The organism is Yersinia pekkanenii (assembly GCF_001152565.1).
Classification (GTDB): Bacteria; Pseudomonadota; Gammaproteobacteria; order Enterobacterales; family Enterobacteriaceae; genus Yersinia; species Yersinia pekkanenii.
In genome coordinates this window covers 95,489-121,527 of sequence record NZ_CQAZ01000003.1, presented here as the reverse complement: position 1 = coordinate 121,527, position 26,039 = coordinate 95,489, and the positions used below count along the sequence as shown (strand labels likewise).

The window sequence follows — 26,039 nt, the reverse complement described above, 5'->3', positions numbered from 1 at the left end:
ACCGTACGAGGCCACAATATGAAGCGCGCCGTAGTTGTCTTTAGTGGTGGACAAGATTCCACTACTTGTTTAATCCAAGCATTACAGCAATATGATGAAGTCCATTGCATCACATTCGATTATGGGCAACGCCACCGGGCAGAAATAGACGTTGCTCGTGAGCTTGCCACACGACTTGGCGCTAAAGCCCATAAAGTACTGGATGTTGGTATGCTTAATGAGTTAGCCGTCAGCAGTCTAACCCGCGACAGTATTCCCGTTCCTACTGATAGTGAAGAAGATGCGGATACGGTTCCCAGCACCTTTGTCCCAGGCCGCAATATCTTATTCCTGACCTTAGCCGCAATTTATGCTTATCAGGTGCAAGCTCAGGCGGTTATCACTGGTGTCTGCGAGACCGACTTCTCTGGGTATCCTGACTGCCGGGATGAGTTCGTCAAGGCACTCAACCATGCCATCGATTTAGGTATTGGCCGAGATATTGCTTTTATCACGCCATTGATGTGGCTGGATAAAGCAGAAACATGGGCACTGGCTGATTATTATCAGCAACTGGATCTCGTCCGCCAGGGTACGCTAACTTGTTACAACGGTATTCAAGGTGATGGCTGTGGCCAATGTGCCGCCTGCCATTTACGCGCCAAAGGGCTGGGGCTCTATCTTGCTAATAAACCCGACGTGTTACTGAGCTTGAAACAAAAAACCGGACTGGTTTGATTGATTTTCTGCGCTGATGGCTATCAGGATTTACTGGCTATCATGGCTAAATAACGACTGTGATGGCCAACTAAAACCGTCCCCTAATATTCACCTCGCTCATCAGAGCGAGGCCCCCCACTACTCCTCGTATTCTTATATTACCGAGAGATAGATGCTCCTCAGTAATAGTTGTTGGCTTAGCCTGAGATACCTCGATTAACAAATTCTTCCAGTTTTTCGCGCAGTTCTCCCTCGAGAGGCAATGCCCTCTGACTACGCAAATCAATACAAGCAAACGTCAATTCTGCATCGGCCACCGGAATAGACTCAGGTTCCAGCGTGATCGTTTGCTTCATCACGCCACTTTTAGCGTTTAGCTTTAATAGCTGGCTATCGATTCGTAACCGGTCACCCAGCACTGCGGGTCGACGATAGTTAATGTTGATATTAACCACGATAAAAGCGATTTTCTTTTCAGCCATCCATTGTGCCGCAGGCTCTCCATCAAGCCATTCCCAGCGCGCTTCTTCGAGAAACTCTAAGTAACGGGCGTTATTAACATGTTGAAAAACATCAATATGGAAACCCCGGACTTTAATATAAGTATGCATGACGACGAACGTCTCCAGACAGTGAATAGTAATGATAGAGTGACCCATACCACTGGTATGACCTTAAAACAAAGGTTAGCAGAGGAAGAAATCTTCATAGCATGCTTACAATATAATTTGGATCAACGTCACAGTTTTACCTGACAGTGGCGGCTTATCCTATGGAGTTATGGGCATTATTTATGGTGAACAGGTGTTGTGAAAACATGCGGTAAAAATAGCCAGACAAACACTTATCGGTACCTGCCTGACCACGATAGTTACTCATCTAGCCTAACGTTACATTTTCAGCCTGGCATTGTTTCTCTCTAAGAACGACGGACCAATACCAGGAACTTCAAGCAACTGTTCTGCATCAGTAAAGGGGCCGAATTGTTCGCGATAATTAACAATTGCCTCTGCTTTCTTTCTACCAATTCCACTAAGAAACTGTGCCAATTGCTCTGCATCAGCACTATTAATATTGATTTGGCTTGATGGATTGCCAGCAATGGCCGCGGTAGCCGCGTTAGCACTCTCGCTTTTCGCCTCAGGCACTTTTGCTTTCGAGTTTCCTGCTTGCAGATGGCTACGCGTTGTGACATTGCCTTTTGCTGTGTCTTTGCCTGACTGAGATGAGTTGGTAAGGCTTGCCGGTGCTGCGTTGGCTATCTGTTGCAGATTAAAACCTGCCAACAATGCCGTTATTACCAATAATTTTCCTATGAATTTCATGCTGTATCCTCCTTGTGTTTGACAGCATGGCTACCTTGCCGCACCCTCCGATTTATCGCAAAGGGCAGATTTCAGATATGCGAAAGGCCGCCAAAGCGACCTTTCGTTGTTACATCGAGTTGCAGATGAATGCGAGGCTTATTGCGGTTGTTGTTGCTCCGCAGGACCCAGCTTAATGGTTGCCTGTTTACGCAGGTTTGCCATCAGCGCATCAAAGGTCACGCCGCTAGACCCTTCCAGCATTTTAGCCGTAAAGGGCTTCATTTCGCCTTCCGGCAATTTACCCGGAGTTACCGACAACAGTTCGATCAATACGATATTGTCCTGACGATCCTGAGATAAGCCATAAACCGGCTGATCTTTCTGCGGATGAGGCAAAGCAAAGATTGTCTGTACTAATTGATCGTCACCTGATGCCCGCGCCATGGTTTTCTTCTCACCAAAGCTGATACCGGCGGCCTTCATCGCTTCTTCGCCTTTACCTTGCTTCAGTGCAGTCAGGAGCTTCTCGCCATCAACACGAGCCTGTTGCTCTGCTTTCTGACGTTTCACCAGTTCAGCTACCTGATCACGGACGTGATCAAATGGCTCGACACCTTCTGGTTTGTGGCCGTCAATACGGATAACAAAAGCACGGTCACCGTCAACAGTGATGACATCTGAATTGCTGCCAGGTGCGCCATTCTCACCGACCAGGCGACCTTCAAAGATAGCCTGTATAACCGGTTTGAAGTTAACCTCAGCAGGCACCGCATCACGGGTAAACCACCCAGTTTGCTTAGCTTTAGCGCCTGCGACTTCTTCTGCCGAAGCCAAAGATTCGTTATCACTGGTGGCTGCTTCACTGACCTTTTGCTGTAACGCGTAATAAGCGTCAACGGCTTTTTCCTGTTTAACCTGTTTCGCTAATGCATCATGCACTTCTGACAGCGGTTTAACCTGTTCTGGCTTGATATCGTTTAAACGGACAATCAAGTAACCCACTGAGGATTTAACCACGTCAGATAGCTGGCCTTTCTCACTTAGATTGGCTTGTTTCAATTCATCAGCCGTGGTTTCTGGTTCCAACCAACCCAGTTCACCACCATTTTTGCGAGAAATAATATCGGTAGATTTCTCTTTTGCTACAGCGGCAAAATCAGCACCTTTTTTCAACTCATCCAAAGCAGACTTAGCTTCAGCTTCCGTCTTGAACTGAATAACACTGTAGTTACGGCGTTCAGGCTGGGTATAGCTGCTTTTATGCAGTTCATAGTATGCCGCGATATCCTCTTCAGTGACCGTGATTTTGTCCTGCATCGCGGCAGCATCCATCGCAATGAAACTGACTTTCATCTGTTCTGGTGCAATGAAGCTATTCTTGTTCTGGTCGTAGTAGGCTTGCAGTTCTTCATCCGTCACTTTCTGCGGAGCCTGGAGTGCTTTGAGATCCAGAGTTGCCAGACGGACTTCACGTTGCTGCAAAATCAGCTCTGACATAGCCTGTGCTTCTATAGGCAGCACGAAGCCTGTATCACCAAAGGCTTGTAGCAATTGTTGATTAATAAGCTGCTGACGCTGTGATTGCGCGAATTGATCTGGGGTGTATCCCATCCGGTTAACCAGTTCGAGATATTTGTTGTTATCAAACTTACCATCGGTCTGGAAATAAGGTGCCTGGCGGATGGCATCTCTAACTTGTTCATCGCTGGCAGTCAGGCCCAGTTTTTTGGCGTATTGGTCAAGCAGCATATTGTTGACCAACTGCCCAAGTACTTGCTGACGCAATTGCAGCATGTAGCCTTCATTGCCAGCCAGTGCGGAGAACTGTTCACCTAATTGCTGTTGCAAGCGGCCACGTTCACTCTGTACAGCCTGTTCTAACTGAGCACGACTAATCTCTTGGCCATTAACTTTGGCTGCAAAGTCGTTGGAACCGCCAATCAGATAGCTGCCAACACCAGTCAGGATGAAGGACAACATGATCAAGGCCAGAATGATTTTGAGCACGACGTTATTAGCAGCCGCGCGTAAATTGTCCATCATAATGTGACAATACTCCGCTGTAATATGGATTAAAACTGTTGCGCAGGTCTAAATAAACCCAGCATTCCTTGCGACAGCCCTTCGTGCTGCTGCGCGAAAAAAAAGCGCATCATTAACGATGCGCCTTGTATCTTACCTTACCAGCTCAACTGCGTCAGGTTATTGTTTAACACAAACAATATATACCTTTGGTACTTAAGGTTGCAGAAGTGTTGGCTTACTGCCTGACTGCAACGTCGATGACTTTACAGGTGAGAATTGACTCAATAATCAGTTTACAGCGTCTTTCAAGCCTTTACCGGCACGGAAGCCTGGTACTTTAGCGGCTGGAATACTGATTTCTTTGCCTGTCTGAGGGTTACGGCCAGTACGTGCAGAACGCTCACGTACTGCAAAAGTACCAAAACCAACCAGAGCTACGTCATCCCCTTCTTTCAAAGATTCAGTAACAGAAGCAATAATTGCATCTAATGCGCGCCCAGCGGCCGCTTTAGAAATATCAGCACCTGCGGCAATTTTGTCGATCAGTTGTGACTTATTCACTCTTTCATCCCCTTTAGAATTCTATTGTCGCGCCGAAAATCCCTACGGACAACACGACAGCGCAGCTGTTATATCAATCCTGTTCGACCTTGGCAAGCAGCCCAAAGGCTTAAACTTTTGTCGAACAACCGAACTAACTTAGCGGCACAAAAAATAGCTGGCAAGTAGCATTTCACTTACCAGCATCAATTTTATCAATACTTCTTGCGATCCGTCACTATTTTGACGCTACCGGCTGTGCCCCAAAGACGGGATTTTGCAAAGCAATGGCTAAAACATCATCAATTAGCTTAACCGGATGAATTTCCAGATCAGCGATAACATTGTCCGGAATCTCTTCCAAATCACGTTTGTTATCTTCTGGAATTAGCACAATTTTGATCCCACCACGATGCGCGGCCAACAATTTCTCTTTCAAACCACCAATTGGCAATACTAAACCACGCAAGGTGATTTCACCTGTCATTGCAACATCCGCCCGCACCGGGTTACCTGTCAGGCAAGAAACCAACGCCGTACACATGGCAATACCTGCGCTCGGACCATCTTTCGGCGTCGCACCTTCAGGCACATGCACATGAATGTCGCGTTTTTCGTAGAAATCAGGATTAATGCCTAATTTATCCGCACGCGCACGCACCACGGTCAATGCAGCCTGGATAGACTCTTGCATCACTTCACCCAATGAGCCGGTGTAAGTCAGCTTACCCTTGCCCGGCACACAAGCAGTCTCGATGGTCAGCAAATCACCACCCACTTCGGTCCATGCCAGCCCCGTTACCTGACCTACTCGGTTTTCAGTATCAGCACGGCCATAATCGACCTTCTGCACCCCCAGGAAGTCTTTCAGGTTGTCACCGGTGATTTCAATGTGCTTAACCGTTTTATCCATCAGCAGATTTTTTACTGCCTTACGGCACAGTTTGGAGATTTCACGCTCCAGACTACGCACCCCAGCCTCACGGGTGTAATAACGAATAATGCTCATGATGGCACTGTCATCGATGGTTAGCTCGCCCTTCTTAATGGCGTTGCGCTCAAACTGTTTTGGCAACAGATGCTGCTTGGCAATATTGAGTTTCTCATCTTCGGTATAACCAGACAGGCGAATCACTTCCATACGGTCCAACAAAGGTGCCGGAATATTCATGGAGTTAGAGGTGGCAACAAACATCACATCTGACAGATCGTAATCCACTTCCAGGTAGTGATCGTTAAAGGCAACGTTTTGTTCCGGATCTAACACCTCTAGCAATGCCGAGGCAGGGTCACCCCGCATATCCGATGCCATTTTATCGATCTCATCCAACAGGAATAGCGGGTTTTTCACCCCAACCTTCGCCATCTTCTGGATCAATTTACCCGGCATAGAACCGATATAGGTACGGCGGTGACCGCGAATTTCGGCTTCGTCACGTACCCCACCCAACGCCATACGCACATACTGGCGGCCTGTCGCACGAGCAATAGATTGCCCCAGCGAGGTTTTACCTACCCCTGGAGGCCCAACCAGACACAGGATTGGCCCTTTAATTTTGCTAACCCGGCTCTGTACTGCGAGATATTCTAAAATACGATCTTTGACGCGTTCCAAGCCGTAGTGGTCGGTATCCAGAACTTCCTGCGCCTTTACCAGATCTTTTTTAACTTTACTGCGGCTGTGCCACGGAACCTGCAACATCCAATCGATGTAACCACGTACCACTGTAGCTTCCGCTGACATGGGTGACATCATTTTCAGTTTTTGTAGCTCGGCTTCCGTTTTTTCGCGCGCATCTTTCGGCATTTTGGCCGCTTCGATTTTACGCTTTAGTGCTTCATACTCATCTGGCGTATCGTCCATCTCGCCCAGTTCTTTCTGAATGGCTTTCATTTGCTCGTTCAGATAGTACTCACGCTGGCTCTTTTCCATCTGCTTTTTGACGCGATTACGGATCCGTTTTTCGACCTGTAACAGATCAATTTCTGATTCCATCATCGCCATCAGATATTCCAGACGTTCGGTGATATCGAACATTTCCAGAACAGCTTGTTTATCATTTAACTTCAACGGCATATGTGCCGCGATAGTATCAGCAAGACGTGCCGCATCATCAATGCTATGCAATGATGCCAGCACTTCCGGCGGGATTTTTTTGTTCAGTTTGATATAACCTTCAAACTGATTAATCGCCGTGCGCACCAAAACTTCCTGCTCACGATCGTCCATCACTGGCGATTCGAGGTATTCCGCCTGAGCAGCAAAATGTTCGCCGCTGTCAGAAAGCGTGGTAATACGCGCACGCTGTAATCCTTCAACCAGCACTTTGACCGTGCCATCAGGCAATTTCAGCATTTGCAAAATCGAAGCTACAGTACCTACTGAAAACAGATCATTGATACCAGGCTCATCCGTCGAGGCTTCTTTCTGCGCAACCAGCATGATTTTTTTATCATGGTCCATTGCAGCTTCCAGGCACCGAATCGACTTTTCCCGGCCAACAAACAGTGGGATCACCATATGCGGATAAACCACTACATCGCGCAGAGGCAATACAGGGATTTCTATGCGTTCGGAACGCTCAGGGTTCATAGAGCTCTCTCTTAGTTTAGCTTCCGTCAGATTACTGGGAATCTCGTGAAACACGAGTCATCACGAGTTTCACTGAATATGTAATTGAGTATATGGGGACGAATGTCTTACATTCAACGATTACAATGCGAGGAAAAAGAAATGGGGGATAAAATCCCCCATTGTCATACTAACCATCTGGATTAATTGGCTAATTATTCGCCAGAAGCCTGAGCTTCAGGTTGACCATAAATCAGCATTGGAGCAGATTGACCAGCGATAACTGACTCATCTACAACCACTTTCTCCACACTGTCCATTGACGGTAAATCGTACATGGTATCCAGCAATGCGCCTTCTACGATAGAACGCAGACCACGAGCACCTGTTTTACGTGCCATTGCTTTTTTGGCAATAGCCGTCAACGCCTCATCACGGAACTCAAGTTCCACACCTTCAAGGTTGAACAACGCCTGATACTGTTTAGTCAGTGCGTTCTTCGGTTCTTTCAGGATCTGAATCAATGCGTCTTCGCTCAATTCACTCAAGGTTGCAACTACTGGCAAGCGGCCGATAAATTCAGGGATTAAACCGAATTTAATCAAGTCTTCCGGCTCAGCCTGGCTCAATAATTCGCCTTCTGTTGCCTTCTCTGACTTGCCTTTTACCGTCGCGCCGAAACCGATACCCGTTCCGGTGTTAATCCGCTGCCCGATAACTTTGTCCAGCCCCGCAAAAGCACCACCACAGATAAACAGAATTTTAGAGGTATCAACCTGTAAAAACTCCTGCTGTGGATGCTTACGACCCCCTTGTGGCGGCACCGCAGCAATAGTCCCTTCGATCAATTTTAACAGGGCCTGCTGCACACCTTCGCCTGAGACATCACGGGTGATCGACGGGTTATCAGACTTACGTGAAATCTTATCAATTTCATCGATATAGACGATACCACGTTGCGCTTTCTGAACGTCGTAATCACATTTCTGCAGTAGCTTCTGAATGATGTTTTCAACATCTTCGCCCACGTAACCGGCTTCAGTTAGCGTGGTTGCATCTGCCATAGTAAACGGCACATCCAAAAAGCGGGCCAATGTTTCCGCCAACAGCGTTTTACCGCTACCCGTCGGACCAATCAGCAAAATATTACTTTTACCCAGCTCGATACCATTACTGGTATCCGCATTACGCAACCGCTTGTAGTGATTGTATACCGCAACGGCCAACACTTTTTTCGCCGGTTCCTGCCCGATGACATAATCATCCAGGTGGTGGCGGATTTCATGCGGCGTAGGCAGCGAACTGCGCTCCCGATGTGGGGCGACTTCTTTGATCTCTTCGCGAATAATGTCGTTACACAAATCGACACATTCATCGCAGATATACACTGACGGCCCGGCAATTAGCTTACGCACTTCATGCTGGCTTTTGCCGCAGAAAGAGCAATACAGCAGCTTTCCAGAACCGTCTTTGCGCTTATCTGTCATCAGTAAACCTCTTTTTCAGTATCTACCACACCCAAAAAATGGTGGTAGGGAGACTATTCTCGGTATTTCTGGACGCCACATTAGCCTTCAACGGGCTGCCGATATCATGGGGAGTGTACGAACAATACACAGTTTAACTTGTTCTACTCCACGATCTGTTCTATTTACATACACTATAGTATATCGGCTCACAGAAATAAGTCGTTAGACACGTCTAGTCAACACGGCATCAACTAATCCGTATCCTACAGCCTCTTCGGCTGACAAGAAACGGTCACGCTCAGTGTCTCTCTCTATTTCTTCAAGAGATTTACCCGTGTGTTTTGCCATCAGTTCATTCATGCGCGATTTTACTTTTAAAATCTCTCTGGCATGAATTTCAATATCTGTCGCCTGCCCCTGGAAACCGCCCAGCGGTTGGTGAATCATGACCCGTGAATTCGGCAAACAGAAACGTTTACCCTTAGCACCCGCAGTCAACAGGAACGCACCCATTGAGCATGCCTGGCCCATACAGATAGTGCTGACATCAGGCTTAATGAATTGCATGGTGTCATAAATTGACATTCCGGCAGTAATCACCCCACCTGGTGAGTTAATATACAGGAAAATGTCTTTTTCTGGATTTTCAGCTTCCAAAAATAGCATCTGTGCCGTGATCAAGTTTGCCATATGGTCTTCAACCTGACCGGTCAGGAAAATGATGCGCTCTTTTAACAGACGGGAGAAGATATCGTAAGAACGCTCCCCACGTGAAGTCTGCTCAACCACCATTGGCACCAGAGCCATGTTAGGTGCAAATTGATCTCGTTCGCCACTGTATGACATTACCGTCTCCTAATAGAATTTACTTTGGCGCCATTCATAACCGATTCTACTTGAGATAAGTAATGATGACTATGTTCATGCATCAAGGTCGCGTTCAAACCACCGGGTTCAAACAATCTGGTTATCCAGACACATTACGCGAGTAATCAGCCCGTGTTTCATCAACATGTTATATGAACGTCTGTTAGGTAAATTGGGGGATTAATATTATTTTTCAAGCCCCACAGACATTTTTTCGCCTGACGCGCCCCCATCACCCCTACCGTAACCCCGACGCTCAATGGGCTGTTTCTCTGTTAAGTACTTTATTTCACGTTTCAAATATAGCGCAGATTACGGTGAAACATGCCAGATTAATCATACTATTGAAGCATTATTGTGACTAAAAGAAAAAGCCCGCAGCCAAAGGCGACGGGCTCAATCAATCACAACACCGGATAGATTATATCCAGTTTGATGCGCTAAAAAACATTACGCAGCAGTGGTCTGATTCATCAGCTCACTGAAGGTCGTTGGTTTTTCAGTTACTTTGGCTTTAGACAGTAGAGTTTCTACCGCCTGTTCTTCCAGAGCAACATTGCGCATATTGTTCATCAGCTCTTTGTTTTTGCTGTAGAATTCAATAACTTCTTGTGGATCTTCGTAAGCAGAAGCCATTTCTTCGATCAGCACTTTAACGCGATCTTCATCAGCTTTCAGCTCGTGCTGGCTGATAACTTCGCCCAGCAACAAACCAACAACAACACGACGTTTAGCTTGTTCTTCAAACAGTTCACGTGGCAGCTCAGCAGCTTGTTTCTCGTTACCACCGAAACGCTGTGCAGCCTGACGACGCAATACGTCGATTTCGCTGTCAACCAGTGCTGCTGGAACGTCGATTTCGTTAGCGCTAACCAGACCGTCGATTGCCTGAGTTTTAACACGGTTACGTACCGCGCCTTTCAGCTCACGTTCCATGTTTTTGCGCACTTCAGCACGCAGACCCGCTAATGAACCATCAGCAACGCCGAAACGCTTGATGAATTCTTCAGTCAGTTCTGGCAGCTCACGCACTTCAACTTTCTTCAACACGATGTCGAATTTCGCTGATTTACCTTTCAGGTTTTCTGCGTGATAATCTTCTGGGAAGTTTACGTCGATGGTGAATTCTTCACCGGCTTTATGGCCGATAACACCGTCTTCGAAGCCTGGGATCATACGACCCTGACCCATCGCCAGAACGAAATCAGACGCTTTACCACCTTCAAACTCTTCACCGTCGATAGAACCGCTGAAATCAATAGTTGCGCGATCTTCAGCAGTCGCTGCGGCGTCAGTTTCTTTCCAGGTCGCTTGTTGCTTGCGCAGAGTTTCCAGCATGGTATCAACGTCAGCGTCGTTTACTTCAACAACTGGCTTTTCTACTTCGATGCTTTCCAGATCTTTCAGTTCAACGTCTGGGTACACTTCAAACTCAACAGTATAGGTAAAATCTTCACCCTGCTTGTATTCACCCGGCACATAGTTTGGTGCACCAGCTGGGTTAATTTTTTCTTTAATGATCGCATCAACAAAATTACGTTGCATCAGGTCACCCAGAACATCCTGGCGAACAGAGGCACCGTAACGTTGTTCAACGATGTTCATCGGCACATGGCCTTTACGGAACCCGTCGATACGAACATTTTTAGCGGCTTTCACTAATTCGCTTTTTACTGCTTTCTCAATGCTGTCAGCAGCAACAGTAATTGTTACACGGCGGCCAAGGCCTTGAGTGGTTTCAACAGAAACTTGCATCTTGTTACCTCAAAAAAATCACAGTGCTCGGTCAACTCCAGAAGCTGCCAACGAAGCAGCACCATACCCTTGCAGGAATGATGCGAACTCTGAAAACATTTTCTAAGAACCGGGGCGGCCGCATTATACAGAACCGAGTATCCCAGATGTCAGAAGCGTCCCGAAACCATTCCGGAAAAATAAGACGCGACATTATAGCGGCGCACAGGTTATGAGTCGAGGAAAGCAAGCGAATGTTGTCGCGGTAAAATTCACGCGTGAATCGTTCCTTCGGCTAAAACTCCTGCGGCGCACTAATGAAATAAAGGTGTCGCCTATATAGAAACGCAAGCGGCACTGAGGCCGCTTGCAAAATTCTCACTTACTAATACCCTAAAACAGGCTGAAATTACTACTGTTATCCGGCCTGTTTTTGATTAAGCCAGCAGATTAAGCCAAAGTCCCTGCTCCGCGACAAGGCGGGGAAGCCGGGACGGTATCTTGTAACCCCGCCCACTCTTTCAAAGTATAAGTGTGCAAGGCCAACGCATGAACGCTGCCCGCCAGCTCATCAGCCAACACACTATAAATCGCGCGATGGCGACTCAGGAAGCGTTGATCCTGAAATTTATCACTGACGATCACAATTTTAAAATGACTTTCAGAACCGGCTGGCACATTGTGGCGATAACTTTCATTAATCACCTCCAGATGATTAGGTTCGAATGCCGTTTTTAGTTTTTCTTCAATTTGTTCCCGAATCAAAATCATCATGCTCTCCTTAAACCGCTGAGGCAGAAACTGCCTACTCTCTCATGCAATGTTAGTTGATTTTCGCTGTTTTATAACATTTCAGATACAAAATATCCCGAATATCTCCCTGCCGCCAGCTTAGGCTATGAGGCTAATCTGATAGTCTATTGAAAAGGTTACTTGTAAGGTCTTTAAGTGAAATGAACGATTACTTGGGGGAAAATCACCTTTTTTGGTGAATTTCTCTGCATCAGGATCTTCCACCGGCCAATCCCAGTGCTATGATGTCGCTACTGCAAATTCGCAAAATAACATGGCAGCTATCCCGCTCTGATTATTAAAAAATTCCATAACTATTGAGAAAGTGAACATGCTAAAGAAAATTTTTTTCCCGCTGTTGGCTGTTTTTATCCTGGCGGGCTGTGCTGCTAGTAACAACACATTGAATGTCACACCCAAAGTGGTATTACCACCACAAGATCCCACCCTAATGGGTATTACCATCAGTATTAATGGCGCAGATCAGCGCCAGGATTCAGCACTGGCTAAAGTCAACCGTGACGGGCAACTGGTGGTGTTAACCCCATCCCGTGACCTGCGCTTCCTGTTACAAGAAGTTCTGGAAAAACAAATGACGGCTCGTGGTTATATGATTGGCTCTGATGCTCCGGTTGATTTACAAATTGTGGTAAACCAACTGTTTGCCGATGTACAGGAAGGTAACCTGCGCTACAACATCACCACTAAAGCGGATATCTCCATTACTGCCACCGCAAAAAATGGGAATAAGCAGGTTAAAAACTACCGTGCCAGCTATAACGTTCAAGGCGCATTTACTGCGACTAACGAAAAAATCACTGATGCTGTCAATACCGTGTTAAGCGATGTGATTGCAGATATGGCGCAAGACATTAGCGTCAGTAGCTTTATCAAACAGAATGCTCGCTAATCTTCCGCTTGCTTAACATCATTATTACCGCTTAACAGAATGCTCTACCCCGATCAGGGGTGGAGCATGTAGGTCTCACATGCCCAATCGCTATTCAAACCTTTTTACCCAACGTAATTCTCTCATTCTTTTGTTGTTGGGGTTTGCTTCGGGCCTTCCGTTGGCCCTTACCGGTGGCACGCTGCAAGCGTGGATGACCGTTGAAAACATCGATCTGAAAACGATTGGTATTTTCTCTCTGGTCGGTCAGGCCTACGTCTTTAAGTTCCTCTGGTCCCCATTGATGGACCGTTACACGCCTTCTTTTCTTGGTCGTCGACGTGGCTGGCTGGTCATTAGCCAGTTGCTATTAATTGTGGCTATTATCGCCATGGGTTTTATGGAACCGGCAAAGCATTTATGGTGGTTGGCGGCAATCGCGGTGTTAGTTGCGTTTTGTTCTGCGTCGCAAGATATTGTTTTTGATGCCTATAAGACCGACTTACTTACTGCTGAAGAGCGCGGTACCGGTGCGGCCGTCTCGGTACTGGGCTATCGCCTGGCCATGCTGGTTTCGGGCGGATTAGCTCTATGGATTGCCGATCGTTACCTTGGCTGGCAATCAACTTACTGGTTAATGGCTGGATTGATGCTTATTGGGGTATTTGCTACCTTATTTGCTCCTGAGCCCGATATTCGTATTGCTCCGCCTAAAACACTGGAACAGGCGATCGTCGAACCATTGCGTGATTTCTTTGGTCGCAACAATGCCTGGCTAATTCTGCTGCTGATCGTATTCTACAAAATGGGTGATGCCTTTGCCGCCAGCTTGAGCACTACATTCTTGATCCGTGGTGTCGGGTTTGATGCCGGTGAAGTGGGATTAGTGAATAAAACATTGGGATTGATTGCCACCATTATTGGTGCATTGTATGGCGGCCTGCTGATGCAGCGTTTGAGCCTGTTCCGGGCGCTGATGATATTTGGCATGTTACAAGCTATTTCTAATGTGGGTTATTGGCTGTTATCCATCACTGACAAAAATATATTCTCCATGGGCAGTGCCATCTTCCTGGAAAACCTGTGCGGAGGCATGGGAACCGCAGCGTTTGTCGCACTGCTAATGACGCTCTGTAATAAGTCCTTCTCTGCCACGCAATTTGCTTTGTTATCGGCGCTGTCCGCCGTGGGGCGAGTTTATGTCGGCTCGATCGCCGGGTGGTTTGTTGAGACTCATGGTTGGCCTCTTTTCTATTTATTCTCGATCGCCGCAGCTATTCCGGGCCTGATATTGCTTTATATTTGCCGCCAAACTCTGGAACATACGCAGAAAACAGATGAATTTATGCCTCGAACTGCGTTTAAAAACGCTTACCGATGGGCGCTACGCTTTCTGACGGTTGGCTGCATATTGTTAGCTGTATGGCTGATTTTGCTGATAAGCAACGCGCTGGATTGGACTGCTGCGCCCCAAGTCGCTGATATGCTGCTTTTACGAGGTATTCAGCTCAGCGTGGTTGGCATGGTTCTGGGCGGCGCATTGGATTATCTGGCGTTAAGACGAGAAAAACTAGCTTAATACACCACATCGACAACATAAAGCCGGTACTTGTACTGGCTTTTTTTATGCTCGCAAAATAAACCCGCTGAATACCCCACCACTAGATTATTGAGTCAAGTCACAAATTTAAGTAATCATTGCAAATAGTTGTTCACAAAATGAGAACTGCATCACTCTTAACTATTTATCCTTTCGGGCGGTGAGACTATGATGAGCGCACTTTTTGTTAAGGACTGTGTCCTTTTGTTTCTTCTGACATCTTTCAACTACACAGAGGCATTTATGCGTAAAATTCTTATCGGTGCGCTCGCGCTGACTGCAATCACTTTGGTGCCGGCGGCACAAGCTGAATACCAGTGGGGTTTTGGTAATATCAGCATGAACTATCTGGACTGGACCCGAAGCACTACGCATAAATCAGGGAATTCCTCACATAAAGATGACTTTGCTTATATCGAGTTGGAAGGTGGCGCAGGTTATAGCTGGGGGGAGGTCTATGGTTTCTTTGATTTAGAAAACCCATTTAATTCAAAAACAGCACAACCCGGTGATAATCAACGCTATACCTTTAAAAGCACCGGCCGCTACTATTTAGGTGATACTGGTTTCAACTTGTACGGTCACGTCTATGGCACTTACTCGCTGCCAAGTGCTGAAGGTAATGATTACAACAACTTCCACGAAGTAAATACCCTGTACGGTGTCGGCTATAACGCAACGCTAGCTGGCGTGTGGATGAAGCCTTTCGTGGCATTACATTATGTTGATCAAACCTATTATTCAGGTAATAACGGTTATGTAGTGGGTTGGGTTGCAGGTTATGACTTCACCGCGTTTGATGAAAAATTCAGCATTACCAATTGGAACGAGCTTGAATTCAACCGTGCAGAACGCTACGCAGCAGGTAACGGTGGCCGTAATGGCGTGAACGGTGCCATTTCACTGTGGTGGACACCGGTTAAACAATTCACTACCGGTATTCAATACCGTTATGCTTATAACAAGTTGGGTGAAGACTTTTTACAAGACGCTATCATTTACTCAATTAAATATAATTTCTAGTTGAATGATTCCGAGGTACCTATTTATGTTACCTCGGGATGGTTTTTAATTTACCTTCGCGTCACATATTAATTACATAAAATAAGCCTACGTATACATTGAAAATCAGTATTTCCCGTGAGTAAAACACTAATTACCGTTGTTTTTCCTTAACATCTACCGTTTAATGCCCAAGTCCTATCGCCAACATATTGTTGCCATTAGTAAATTATCACGCAGGGCAACATCTGTGACCCCCTTAACATAAAGTGTCAACAAGCCGCTGACACAATATTAAGCGTGTTTACAGTCCTGCAACCTTCCCGTAAAATGCCCGCACACATGAAACGACAATAGAGCCCTTTTGTAATTGAGGTCGTTAGATGAGACTTAAGAAATACATTAAAAATATGGGTATGTTGTCTTTATTTGCAGCCACAGTGATGCTCAGTGGTTGCGATATGGTATTGATGAACCCCAAAGGCGCAATCGGAGTCGAACAAAAAACACTGATACTTACTGCTATCGGTTTAATGTTGATCGTCGTGATCCCGGTTATTTTTATGGCGTTTGCTTTTGCATGGAAGTTCCGCGCCTCCAACAAAAGTGCGACCTACACCCCAAATTGGTCCCATTCCAACAAAATTGAGCTTGTTGTCTGGGCTGTTCCCATCATTATCATCGCTATTTTGGCGACAATAACGTGGAAAACCTCGCACGAACTTGACCCGTTCAAACCTATCGAAGTGGCTGGTAAAAAACCGATCACTATTGAAGTAGTTTCCCTTGACTGGAAATGGCTGTTTATCTATCCAGAACAAGGTATTGCTACAGTAAATGAACTGGCTTTCCCTACTGATGTTCCGGTGAACTTTAAAATCACCTCTAATTCAGTAATGAACTCGTTCTTTATTCCTCAGTTAGGCGGGCAGATTTATGCGATGGCCGGGATGCAAACCAAGCTGCATCTGATTGCCAACGAAGCCGGTAAATACAACGGTATTTCCAGCAGCTTCAGTGGCAAGGGCTTCTCTGGTATGAAATTCACTGCAATCGCAACACCAACGCAGGAAGACTTCAACCAGTGGGTCGCACAGGTAAAAAAATCGCCAAATACCCTAAATACCACTGCTGATTTCAATAAACTGGCTGAACCGAGCGAAAATAACCCGGTTGAGTATTTCTCCAGTATTAAACCGGAGCTGTTTAAAGGGATTATTGGCAAGTTTATGGGCGATATGAACATGCACAAGAAGGGCGATGACATGCATAAAGGCATGGATATGAGCCAGGGCATGGATATGGGCGAACACGCCGCTCACGCCGGAGCCGAGGAATAAAACGATGTTGGGAAAATTAACACTTGACGCGGTTCCGCTACACGAACCCATCATTATGGTTACCGTTGCTGCAATTGTGCTGGGTGGATTAGCGGTTGTCGCTGCCCTGACCTATTTCGGCAAATGGAAATGGTTATGGAGCGAATGGTTGACCTCGGTTGATCATAAAAAAATCGGTATCATGTACATCTTGGTCGCCATGGTCATGCTGTTGCGTGGCTTTGCCGACGCCATCATGATGCGTAGCCAGCAAGCACTTGCTTCCGCAGGTGAGGCCGGTTTCCTGCCACCTCATCACTATGATCAAATTTTCACCGCTCACGGCGTTATCATGATTTTCTTCATGGCAATGCCTTTTGTGGTCGGTCTGATGAACGTGGTGGTACCGTTACAAATCGGTGCTCGAGACGTTGCCTTCCCGTTCCTGAACTCATTGAGTTTCTGGTTCTTTGTCGTCGGGGTGGTGTTAATTAACATCTCTCTCGGGGTCGGTGAATTCGCGCAAACCGGTTGGTTGGCTTACCCGCCACTGTCAGGTAAAGAGTACAACCCAGGTGTTGGGGTCGATTACTGGATATGGAGTCTACAGATCTCCGGTCTGGGGACCTTGCTGACCGGTGTTAACTTCTTCGCCACTATATTAAAAATGCGGGCGCCTGGCATGTCGATGATGAAGATGCCGGTCTTCACATGGGCGGCACTTTGCACCAACATTTTGATTATCGTTTCTTTCCCGATCCTGACAGTGACCGTCGCGTTACTGACATTGGATCGTTACCTTGGCACCCATTTCTTTACTAATGATATGGGTGGCAACATGATGATGTACATCAACCTGATTTGGGCCTGGGGCCATCCGGAAGTGTACATTCTGGTCTTGCCGGTATTCGGGGTGTTCTCTGAAGTTACTGCGACCTTCTCAAGAAAGCGTCTGTTTGGTTACACCTCTTTAGTTTGGGCAACCATCGCGATTACCGTACTGTCGTTTATAGTTTGGCTACATCACTTCTTCACTATGGGATCCGGTGCCAACGTTAACGCCTTCTTCGGTATAGCTACGATGATCATTTCCATCCCTACCGGGGTGAAAATATTCAACTGGTTGTTCACCATGTACCAAGGCCGTATCCAACTTAACTCTGCAATGCTGTGGACCATTGGCTTCATCATCACCTTCTCTATCGGTGGGATGACCGGGGTTCTGCTGGCGGTTCCAGGGGCGAACTTTGTACTGCATAACAGCCTGTTCCTGATTGCTCACTTCCATAACGTTATTATCGGTGGTGTGGTATTCGGTTGCTTCGCAGGTCTGACATACTGGTGGCCTAAGTCCTTCGGCTTTACGCTGAACGAGAAATGGGGCATCCGTGCATTCTGGTTCTGGATTATCGGTTTCTTCGTGGCCTTTATGCCACTGTACGTACTGGGCTTTATGGGTATGACCCGTCGTTTAAGCCAAGATATCAACCCAGAGTTCCACGCCATGTTAATGGTGGCAGCGGGCGGTGCAGCACTGATTGCCTGCGGTATTTTGTGTCAGGTTATCCAAGTATTCGTCAGTATCCGTGACCGCGAACAGAATCGTGATCTGACCGGTGATCCATGGGGTGGCCGTACGCTGGAGTGGTCTACTTCATCCCCACCTCCGTTCTATAACTTCGCCGTAGTGCCTAAAGTTGTCGACCGTGATGAATTCTGGGATATGAAAGAGAAAGGCGAAGCGTACAAACGCCCGGAGAAATACGAAGAAATCCACATGCCGAAGAATACCGGCGCAGGTGTGATTATTGCTGGCTTCAGCTTGATCTTCGGCTTTGCCATGATCTGGTATATCTGGTGGCTGGCTATCGTTGGCTTCGTCGGCATGATTGTTACCTGGATTGTGAAAAGCTTCGACGAGGATGTTGATTACTATGTGCCGGCGGCAGAAGTTGAGCGCATTGAGGATCTTCATCATGAACAAATCAGCAAAGCAGGCGTGAATCATGTCAACTGAAACTCTGACTAACCACAACGTCGCCCATGCAGAGCATGGGCATCACGATGCAGGAGCAACGAAAGTATTTGGCTTCTGGATCTACCTGATGAGCGACTGTATTTTGTTTGCGACCTTGTTCGCAACCTATGCAGTGCTGGTGAACGGAACCGCTGGCGGCCCTTCAGGTAAGGATATCTTCGATTTGAACTTTGTTCTGGTCGAAACCTTCCTGTTGCTGTTCAGCAGTATTACTTACGGCATCGCTATGCTGGGCATGAATAAAGGCCATAAAAACCAGGTAACGACCTGGTTAGGTCTGACTTTCCTGTTCGGTCTGGGTTTTGTCGCAATGGAAGTTTACGAATTCCATAAACTGATTGAAGAAGGTTATGGCCCGGATCGTAGTGCGTTCCTGTCCAGCTTCTTTGCTCTGGTCGCCACCCACGGTATTCACGTTACTGCTGGTCTGGTTTGGATCATCATTATGATGATTCAAGTAACAAAACGCGGCCTGAGTGAAATGAACCGTACCCGTCTGATGTGCCTGAGCTTGTTCTGGCACTTCCTGGATGTGGTCTGGATCTGCGTATTCACCGTTGTCTATCTGTTAGGAGCCATGTAATGAGTCATCCAACAACTCGTCACCCAACAACGACTCACGGTGGAGCCAGCCACGGTAGCTTGAAGTCATATCTTATTGGCTTCATTCTGTCAGTCATTCTGACGGTTATTCCATTTGCGATGGTGATGAGCGGTACTGCCTCTCATACGATTATTCTGGCCACAGTGGTCGGTTTAGCTATTGTGCAGATTATTGTGCACTTGGTGTACTTCCTGCATATGAATGGATCGTCCGAAGAACGTTGGAATCTGGTGGCGCTCCTGTTCACCGCTATGATTATCGCAATCGTTGTTGTGGGCTCACTCTGGATTATGTACAACCTCAACATCAATATGATGGTTGACTAAAGAGCTGCATGTGATGATTAAGCAATACCTGCAAGTCACTAAACCAGGAATTATTTTCGGCAATTTAATTTCTGTCGTTGGGGGATTTCTCCTCGCTTCCAAAGGCGTGATTGATTACCCCCTTTTTCTCGCCACGCTGTTCGGTGTCTCGTTAGTTGTTGCCTCCGGGTGTGTATTTAACAACTATATCGACCGTGATATCGACCGTATCATGGAGAGAACGAAGAACCGTGTCCTGGTAAAAGGGCTTATCGATCCGAAAGTAAGCCTGATTTATGCATCAGTACTGGGTATTGCTGGCATGCTGCTACTCTATGTCGCCGCTAACCCATTAGCCATGTGGCTGGCGGTTATTGGTTTCGTTATCTATGTCGGGGTTTATAGCCTCTACATGAAACGCAAGTCAGTCTACGGGACGTTAATCGGCAGCCTGTCAGGTGCTGCCCCTCCGGTGATCGGTTACTGTGCGGTAACCGGCCAGTTTGATATGGGCGCATTGATTCTGTTGCTGATTTTCAGCCTGTGGCAGATGCCGCACTCCTATGCCATCGCGATTTTCCGCTTTAAGGATTATCAGGCTGCCAATATTCCAGTTCTGCCGGTGATAAAAGGAATATCGGTCACCAAAAATCATATTACCCTTTATATCCTGGCTTTCATGGTGGCAACCCTGATGCTGACATTAAGTGGCTATGCCGGTTATAAATATCTGGTTGTTGCCGCTGCGGTGAGTCTCTGGTGGTTGGGTATGGCATTGCGCGGTTACAAGACCACCAATGACAAAGTATGGGCGAGAAAACTCTTTGTATTCTCTATCATTGCCATTACGTCATTGAGCGTCATGATGTCTGTTGATTTCAATGTCCACTCATCGGCGGCATTACTGACATACGCTGGGTAATTTCAGCCGTTGATGTGAGCAAATAGAGTGGTTGGTAGGCCCGTTCCTACCAGCCACTTTTTATTTCTGCCCTACCCTGCTGTTGCCTAAAATCTTGCCTGTAATACATTATAAACATCAATAGATTTACCGGCTGCACCCAATATCATTACAATGGGGAAGGATGTTTTTTTGAGGTGGTAATGAACGACAATAAAATGACCCCGCTAGAGCTTCGGGCAACTTGGGGGCTGGGCACGGTATTTTCGCTGCGCATGCTCGGCATGTTTATGGTTTTGCCGGTTCTCACCACCTATGGTATGGCGCTTTCCGGTGCCAGCGAAGCGCTAATCGGCATTGCAATTGGCATCTATGGACTGTCTCAAGCCATTTTCCAGATCCCCTTTGGATTGGTTTCCGATCGCATTGGCCGTAAACCGCTGATCGTCGGCGGCCTGTTAATTTTTGCACTGGGTAGTGTGATTGCTGCCATGAGTGATTCCATTTGGGGCATCATTCTTGGCCGGGCACTCCAGGGCTCTGGGGCTATCGCCGCCGCCGTCATGGCGCTGCTATCAGATTTGACCCGTGAACAAAACCGTACCAAAGCTATGGCATTTATCGGTGTCAGTTTTGGTGTCACCTTCGCCATCGCCATGGTAGTTGGGCCGATAGTGACGCATGCCTATGGCCTGCAAGCCCTGTTCTGGTCAATAGCAGTGCTGGCACTGTTAGGCATTGTCATTACATTAGCCGTGGTGCCGGACGCCAATAGCCATGTGCTTAACCGCGAATCCAGTATTGTTAAAGGCAGTGTCAGCAAAGTACTCAATAATAGCCGGCTGCTTAAACTCAATTTTGGCATTATGTGTCTTCATATTCTGTTGATGTCGAGTTTCGTGGCCTTACCGCAGATGATGGCCAGCGCAGGATTGGCCCCCGCTCAGCACTGGATAGTTTATCTGGTGACCATGTTGGTTTCTTTTGCTGCGGTGGTGCCGTTCATTATTTACGCCGAAGTTAAACGCCGAATGAAACAAGTGTTTATGGGGTGTGTCGCGGTACTGTTTGCTGCTGAGGTGGTGTTGTGGTCTGCTGGCCAGAACCTGTGGGTGATCATCGCGGGTGTGCAGTTATTCTTTATTGCTTTCAATGTGATGGAAGCCATATTGCCGTCGTTGATCAGCAAAGAGTCGCCAGCAGGTTACAAAGGAACTGCGATGGGAATTTATTCCACCAGCCAGTTTATTGGTGTGGCTATCGGCGGTAGTTTAGGTGGATGGATATTTGGCATGGAAGGGGCGAGTATGGTATTTGCCGCCGGAGCGGTTATAGCACTGATATGGTTTGCGGTCAGTGCCACGATGCAGGAACCCCCTTATGTCAGTAGCCTGCGAATTACCTTGTCTGAATTGGCAGTGAAAGACTCGGCATTGGAAGAGCGAATCAAGGCTCAGCCAGGGGTGACGGAAGCAATAGTGGTCACGGCTGAGCGCAGCGCATATGTCAAAGTTGATACTAAACAGACCAATCGTAGCCAACTGGAACAGCTAGTTAATGCACTATAAACCTGATAGTTAACCCGCTATAAACCCAAGTTTAGGTACAAAGGAGATAAATACCTTTGTACCCATTTAATGAATATCAGTCGCGGAAATTATTAAACTGGAATGGCTGCCCCAGATCAGCGCCACGAATCAATGCCATCACACCCTGCAAATCATCACGGGCTTTACCGGTAACCCGAACTTGTTCACCCTGAATCTGAGCCTGAACTTTCAGCTTGCTGTCTTTAATCAGCTTAACCAGCTTTTTGGCCTGAGCACTTTCAATCCCTTGCTTTAGCTTGGCGTCCACACTGTAGGTTTTACCACTACGGTCCATCTCTTCTGGGATTTCCAATGCAGCACCTTCAATTCCGCGCTTACTCAGTTGAGCGCGCAAAATATCCAGTAGCTGTTCAACCTGAAAATCAGATTCACTGGCAACTTTGATACTTTCGTTCTTTTCATTTAACTCAAAACTCGCCGGAATATTACGAAAATCCCAACGGTTTGCCAGATCACGGGTGGCGTTTTCAACTGCGTTACGCACTTCCTGCATATCAATTTCAGATACGATGTCGAAAGATGGCATATTCCCTCCTCCAGATAAGATGAATGGCAAGCATAATAACCGCTTTATCCCGGCAGACAAAGCCAAGCTGCTGACAATTATTCAACTGGCGTGGGGTTCTTACCTCATCAGCGGTTGTAGCTAACTCTGCGTTTGATGACTAAAAAGTCTATAATCACAGCCTAACCAAGGGGGTTTCAATGAAAATTACTGTGCTTGGTTGCGGAGCTCTCGGGCAGTTATGGCTATCCGCGCTATACCAGCAGGGTCATGATGTACAAGGCTGGCTCCGTGTGCCACAGCCCTTTTGTTCCGTCAATGTCATCATGCTAAGCGGCGAAGCATTCAATCAGAATCTCCCCACTAACGATCCGGAGCATCTGTCAAAAAGTGAATTATTGTTGGTGTGCTTAAAAGCATGGCAAGTGTCCAGTGCGGTCACCACCTTATTGCCTAAGCTGAACCCTGAATGCACGATTTTACTGTTACATAACGGGATGGGAACACAGGAAGAATTGCCACGGGATGAGCATACTTTTCTGCACGGTGTAACCACGCATGCTGCACGCCGGGACGGCAACACGATTGTCCATGTCGCAAGTGGGGTTACCCATATTGGCCCAACCTCTCCGACAATCATGGATATCAGCCAGTTGGCCGATATGCTACATCAAGCATTACCCGATGTTGCCTGGCATAACGATATTTCAGCCGCCTGTTGGCAAAAGTTGGCGGTAAACTGTGTGATTAACCCGCTTACCGGTCTGTATAACTGCCGCAATGGTGATTTGCAACGCTACCCTGAGCTGATTGAAAGTTTATGCGCTGAAGTTGCCGGAGTCATGGAGATGGAAGGCTACCACACCTCAACAGACAGTCTCTTAAGCTATGTTAATGATGTTATCCAGAGTACGGCAGATAATACTTCGTCACTGTTGCAGGATTTACGCTGCCAGCGGCATACCGAGATAGACTACATTACCGGCTATTTACTGCGACGCGCCCGCAGTCATGGCATGACATTACCGGAAAATGCCCGGCTGTATGACTTAATTAAACGTAAGGAAAATGAGTATGAACGTATCGGCGCTGGTTTGTCTGGCTCCTGGTAGCGAAGAGACTGAGGCTGTCACCACCATTGATATTCTGGTGCGTGCGGGCATCACAGTGACAACAGCCAGTGTGGCCGGTGACGGCGCATTAGAGATTGTCTGTTCGCGCGGGGTGCGGCTGCTGGCTGATACCCGATTAGTGGAGGTGGCAGATCAGACGTTTGATGTGGTGGTCCTTCCCGGCGGTGTTAAAGGTGCGGAATGCTTTCGCGATAGCCCGTTGCTGGTCGCCACTGTACGGCAAACGCATAATGAGGGCCGTCTGGTTGCGGCCATTTGCGCCGCCCCCGCCTTAGTGCTTGAACACCATAACTTGTTCCCCATCGGAAACATGACCGGCTTCCCCGCACTGAAAGATAAAATCGATGCTACTAAATGGATGGATCAGCGGGTGGTATATGATCGTCGAGTGAATTTAGTGACCAGCCAGGGGCCTGGGACATCCATCGATTTTGCTCTAAAGATCGTGTTCTTATTACTCGGACGGGAAAAAGCCGAAGAGATTGCCTGGCAGTTGGTATTACCGCCGGGGATTTATAACTATCGTGAATAACATTAGCCTAACAGCCACTGCGCCAGCCCAGAATGGCAAAGCGCAGTCGCCGTCAATGATGCAAAAACTAAGGGCGGTACACCTTCACATTGGTATATCCCTGTTCGCGTAGATATAACGCCTGCAAACGGCTCATTACACCACGATCGCAATACAGCAGATAGGTTTTGCGCTGATCCAGACTGGCAAATTGTGAACTCAGTTTATAGAACGGTAATGCCTGTACTTCAACGCTACTCAGGTTAAGCGGCTTTTCTTCCTGCTCATCCGGTGCGCGGATATCCAGCAGCACATCACTATCGGCCAGTTCGGCAACAGTTTCAACTTCAACAAGTTGCTCACGACTTTGCTCGGCAATCTCACGAATATCGACGTTTTTGGCTTCACTTATCACCTGATCCAGAATGGAGAAATCAAAGTGGGACTCCTCTTCTTCAATCTTGGCTTTGACCGCTTTCACCGTCGGGCTTTTCGAAATCACGCCACAATATTCCGGCATGGTTTTTGCGAAATCTTCAGTACCGATATGCCGCGCCAGATTAATGATGTGTTCTTTGTCATGGGATATCAGCGGGCGTAAAATTAGGGTGTCTGAAGCATTATCAATTAAACGCAGATTGGTTAATGTCTGGCTGGATACCTGCCCCAGCGCTTCACCGGTAACCAGTGCCTGCACGCCATAACGTTCTGCAACCTGAGATGCCGCACGCACCATCATGCGTTTCAGTACCACCCCCATCTGACCATCTTCAACTTTTTCAAGGAGTTCGCCCACAACGGGTTCGAAATCGATAGCGACAAAACGCACCCGGTGGGAGCTACCAAAACGATTCCACAGGTAATGTGCCACCTGCTTAACCCCAATTTCATGGGCTGAGCCACCCAGATTGAAGAAGCAATAGTGTACACGGCAACCACGGCGCATCAGCATATAGCTGGACACACCAGAGTCAAAACCACCTGAAATCAAAGATAAAACATCTTCTTGCGTACCGATCGGGAAGCCACCCAGCCCTTCATGACGCGCTTTAACCAGCGTCAGTTTGTCCTGATCAACTTCCAAATGGACCGTGACCTGAGGATGGGTCAGCTTAACTTTGGCGCTTTCAATATGTTGATTCAGACCACCGCCGACATACCGCTCAACATCACCAGACGAAAACTCATGCTTGCCACGGCGCTTCACCCGCACACAGAAGGTTTTCCCGATCAGTGTCTCGCGATAGGCTTCCAGCGTCTGCTCAAAAATATTGTGCATATCGGTGTAGCTGCGATCTTCTACTTCGAGAATATGGTGAATCCCCGGCACGCGGGTCAGCGCATCACAGATAACCGGGCCAAAATTGTCATCTTTGGCACGAACTTCAATATGATCCCAATAACGGACTACCGCAACGGTACCGTCCTCGAGGTTTCTCAGTACATTGCGAATATTGGTAGTGAGGATCTTAATAAAGCGCAATCGCACAGATTGACTCTTGATGGTGATTTCTGGGAACAATTTAATGATAAACTTCATGGCAGTCTTTAGTCGTCTGGTTATGGATGATGGCGTTGCTATTGATAGCAACAGTCAAAGGCGTTAGCGAAAACATG

General features: G+C 47.2%; 23 protein-coding genes. 12 read left to right on the top strand and 11 right to left on the bottom strand.

Features of this window, described 5'->3' with window-relative positions:
• Positions 1-18 precede the first annotated feature (18 nt).
• Positions 19-717: a 7-cyano-7-deazaguanine synthase QueC gene (gene queC / locus AEP37_RS02380; protein ID WP_049609271.1), complete on the top strand. Its 699-nt coding sequence runs from the start codon at positions 19-21 to the stop codon at positions 715-717.
• Between the two features lie 179 nt (positions 718-896).
• Here the strand turns inward: queC and AEP37_RS02375 are convergent, their stop codons facing one another.
• The 9 genes from AEP37_RS02375 to bolA form a co-directional block, all read right to left on the bottom strand.
• Entirely contained in the window at positions 897-1,310 is a 414-nt protein-coding gene (locus AEP37_RS02375) for an acyl-CoA thioesterase (protein WP_049609268.1), read from the bottom strand.
• 279 nt (positions 1,311-1,589) lie between these two features.
• Positions 1,590-2,024, bottom strand: a complete 435-nt coding sequence (locus AEP37_RS02370; protein WP_049609265.1) for a ComEA family DNA-binding protein — start codon at positions 2,022-2,024, stop codon at positions 1,590-1,592.
• A 138-nt stretch (positions 2,025-2,162) separates the two neighbouring features.
• Positions 2,163-4,049: a peptidylprolyl isomerase gene (gene ppiD / locus AEP37_RS02365; protein ID WP_049609262.1), complete on the bottom strand. Its 1,887-nt coding sequence runs from the start codon at positions 4,047-4,049 to the stop codon at positions 2,163-2,165.
• A 270-nt stretch (positions 4,050-4,319) separates the two neighbouring features.
• The gene (gene hupB / locus AEP37_RS02360) at positions 4,320-4,592 is read right to left on the bottom strand and encodes a nucleoid-associated protein HU-beta (RefSeq protein ID WP_004392663.1); all 273 of its coding nucleotides are present in this window, start codon (positions 4,590-4,592) and stop codon (positions 4,320-4,322) included.
• Positions 4,593-4,809: 217 nt separating this feature from the next.
• The gene (gene lon / locus AEP37_RS02355) at positions 4,810-7,164 is read right to left on the bottom strand and encodes an endopeptidase La (RefSeq protein ID WP_049609258.1); all 2,355 of its coding nucleotides are present in this window, start codon (positions 7,162-7,164) and stop codon (positions 4,810-4,812) included.
• Between the two features lie 194 nt (positions 7,165-7,358).
• Positions 7,359-8,630 carry an ATP-dependent protease ATP-binding subunit ClpX gene (gene clpX / locus AEP37_RS02350; protein WP_049609255.1) on the bottom strand — a complete coding sequence of 424 codons (1,272 nt, stop codon included), beginning with the start codon at positions 8,628-8,630 and terminating at the stop codon, positions 7,359-7,361.
• A gap of 204 nt (positions 8,631-8,834) precedes the next feature.
• On the bottom strand, positions 8,835-9,458 hold the full coding sequence (gene clpP / locus AEP37_RS02345) for an ATP-dependent Clp endopeptidase proteolytic subunit ClpP (protein ID WP_049609252.1): 624 nt from the start codon (positions 9,456-9,458) through the stop codon (positions 8,835-8,837).
• A 471-nt stretch (positions 9,459-9,929) separates the two neighbouring features.
• A complete protein-coding gene (gene tig, locus AEP37_RS02340; RefSeq protein WP_049609249.1) occupies positions 9,930-11,234 on the bottom strand; it encodes a trigger factor in 1,305 nt (434 codons plus the stop codon).
• Between the two features lie 429 nt (positions 11,235-11,663).
• Positions 11,664-11,984, bottom strand: a complete 321-nt coding sequence (bolA, locus tag AEP37_RS02335; RefSeq protein WP_082170656.1) for a transcriptional regulator BolA — start codon at positions 11,982-11,984, stop codon at positions 11,664-11,666.
• A gap of 352 nt (positions 11,985-12,336) precedes the next feature.
• Here bolA and AEP37_RS02330 point away from each other — a divergent pair, with 352 nt between their 5' ends.
• The 9 genes from AEP37_RS02330 to AEP37_RS02290 all read left to right on the top strand — a co-directional run bounded on the left by AEP37_RS02330 (position 12,337) and on the right by AEP37_RS02290 (position 22,231).
• Positions 12,337-12,915 carry a lipoprotein gene (locus AEP37_RS02330; RefSeq protein ID WP_049609246.1) on the top strand — a complete coding sequence of 193 codons (579 nt, stop codon included), beginning with the start codon at positions 12,337-12,339 and terminating at the stop codon, positions 12,913-12,915.
• 79 nt (positions 12,916-12,994) lie between these two features.
• The gene (gene ampG, locus AEP37_RS02325; RefSeq protein ID WP_049609243.1) at positions 12,995-14,473 is read left to right on the top strand and encodes a muropeptide MFS transporter AmpG; all 1,479 of its coding nucleotides are present in this window, start codon (positions 12,995-12,997) and stop codon (positions 14,471-14,473) included.
• A gap of 264 nt (positions 14,474-14,737) precedes the next feature.
• Positions 14,738-15,517 (top strand): nucleoside-specific channel-forming Tsx family protein, encoded by a 780-nt coding sequence (locus AEP37_RS02320; RefSeq protein WP_049609240.1) that lies wholly within the window; start codon positions 14,738-14,740, stop codon positions 15,515-15,517.
• A 362-nt stretch (positions 15,518-15,879) separates the two neighbouring features.
• Positions 15,880-16,836 (top strand): cytochrome o ubiquinol oxidase subunit II, encoded by a 957-nt coding sequence (gene cyoA, locus AEP37_RS02315; RefSeq protein ID WP_049609237.1) that lies wholly within the window; start codon positions 15,880-15,882, stop codon positions 16,834-16,836.
• A gap of 4 nt (positions 16,837-16,840) precedes the next feature.
• Positions 16,841-18,832 (top strand): cytochrome o ubiquinol oxidase subunit I, encoded by a 1,992-nt coding sequence (gene cyoB / locus AEP37_RS02310; RefSeq protein ID WP_049609234.1) that lies wholly within the window; start codon positions 16,841-16,843, stop codon positions 18,830-18,832.
• Entirely contained in the window at positions 18,822-19,436 is a 615-nt protein-coding gene (locus AEP37_RS02305; protein WP_049609229.1) for a cytochrome o ubiquinol oxidase subunit III, read from the top strand. Before cyoB ends, AEP37_RS02305 begins: the two co-directional genes overlap by 11 nt.
• Positions 19,436-19,783: a cytochrome o ubiquinol oxidase subunit IV gene (locus AEP37_RS02300; protein WP_049609226.1), complete on the top strand. Its 348-nt coding sequence runs from the start codon at positions 19,436-19,438 to the stop codon at positions 19,781-19,783. The genes AEP37_RS02305 and AEP37_RS02300 overlap by 1 nt, the downstream gene beginning before the upstream one ends.
• A gap of 13 nt (positions 19,784-19,796) precedes the next feature.
• Positions 19,797-20,684 carry a heme o synthase gene (gene cyoE / locus AEP37_RS02295; RefSeq protein WP_049609223.1) on the top strand — a complete coding sequence of 296 codons (888 nt, stop codon included), beginning with the start codon at positions 19,797-19,799 and terminating at the stop codon, positions 20,682-20,684.
• Between the two features lie 182 nt (positions 20,685-20,866).
• On the top strand, positions 20,867-22,231 hold the full coding sequence (locus AEP37_RS02290; RefSeq protein ID WP_049609221.1) for an MFS transporter: 1,365 nt from the start codon (positions 20,867-20,869) through the stop codon (positions 22,229-22,231).
• A gap of 76 nt (positions 22,232-22,307) precedes the next feature.
• Here the strand turns inward: AEP37_RS02290 and AEP37_RS02285 are convergent, their stop codons facing one another.
• Complete coding sequence (locus AEP37_RS02285; RefSeq protein ID WP_049609216.1) at positions 22,308-22,799, bottom strand: YajQ family cyclic di-GMP-binding protein; 492 nt, start codon at positions 22,797-22,799, stop codon at positions 22,308-22,310.
• Positions 22,800-22,978: 179 nt separating this feature from the next.
• Here AEP37_RS02285 and panE point away from each other — a divergent pair, with 179 nt between their 5' ends.
• Both panE and yajL read left to right on the top strand, forming a co-directional pair.
• Positions 22,979-23,890 carry a 2-dehydropantoate 2-reductase gene (panE, locus tag AEP37_RS02280; protein ID WP_049609214.1) on the top strand — a complete coding sequence of 304 codons (912 nt, stop codon included), beginning with the start codon at positions 22,979-22,981 and terminating at the stop codon, positions 23,888-23,890.
• Complete coding sequence (gene yajL / locus AEP37_RS02275) at positions 23,853-24,443, top strand: protein deglycase YajL (RefSeq protein ID WP_049609211.1); 591 nt, start codon at positions 23,853-23,855, stop codon at positions 24,441-24,443. Before panE ends, yajL begins: the two co-directional genes overlap by 38 nt.
• Before the next feature lie 67 nt (positions 24,444-24,510).
• Here yajL and thiI read toward each other — a convergent pair whose 3' ends face one another.
• Positions 24,511-25,962, bottom strand: a complete 1,452-nt coding sequence (gene thiI, locus AEP37_RS02270) for a tRNA uracil 4-sulfurtransferase ThiI (RefSeq protein ID WP_049609207.1) — start codon at positions 25,960-25,962, stop codon at positions 24,511-24,513.
• Positions 25,963-26,039: the final 77 nt, after the last annotated feature.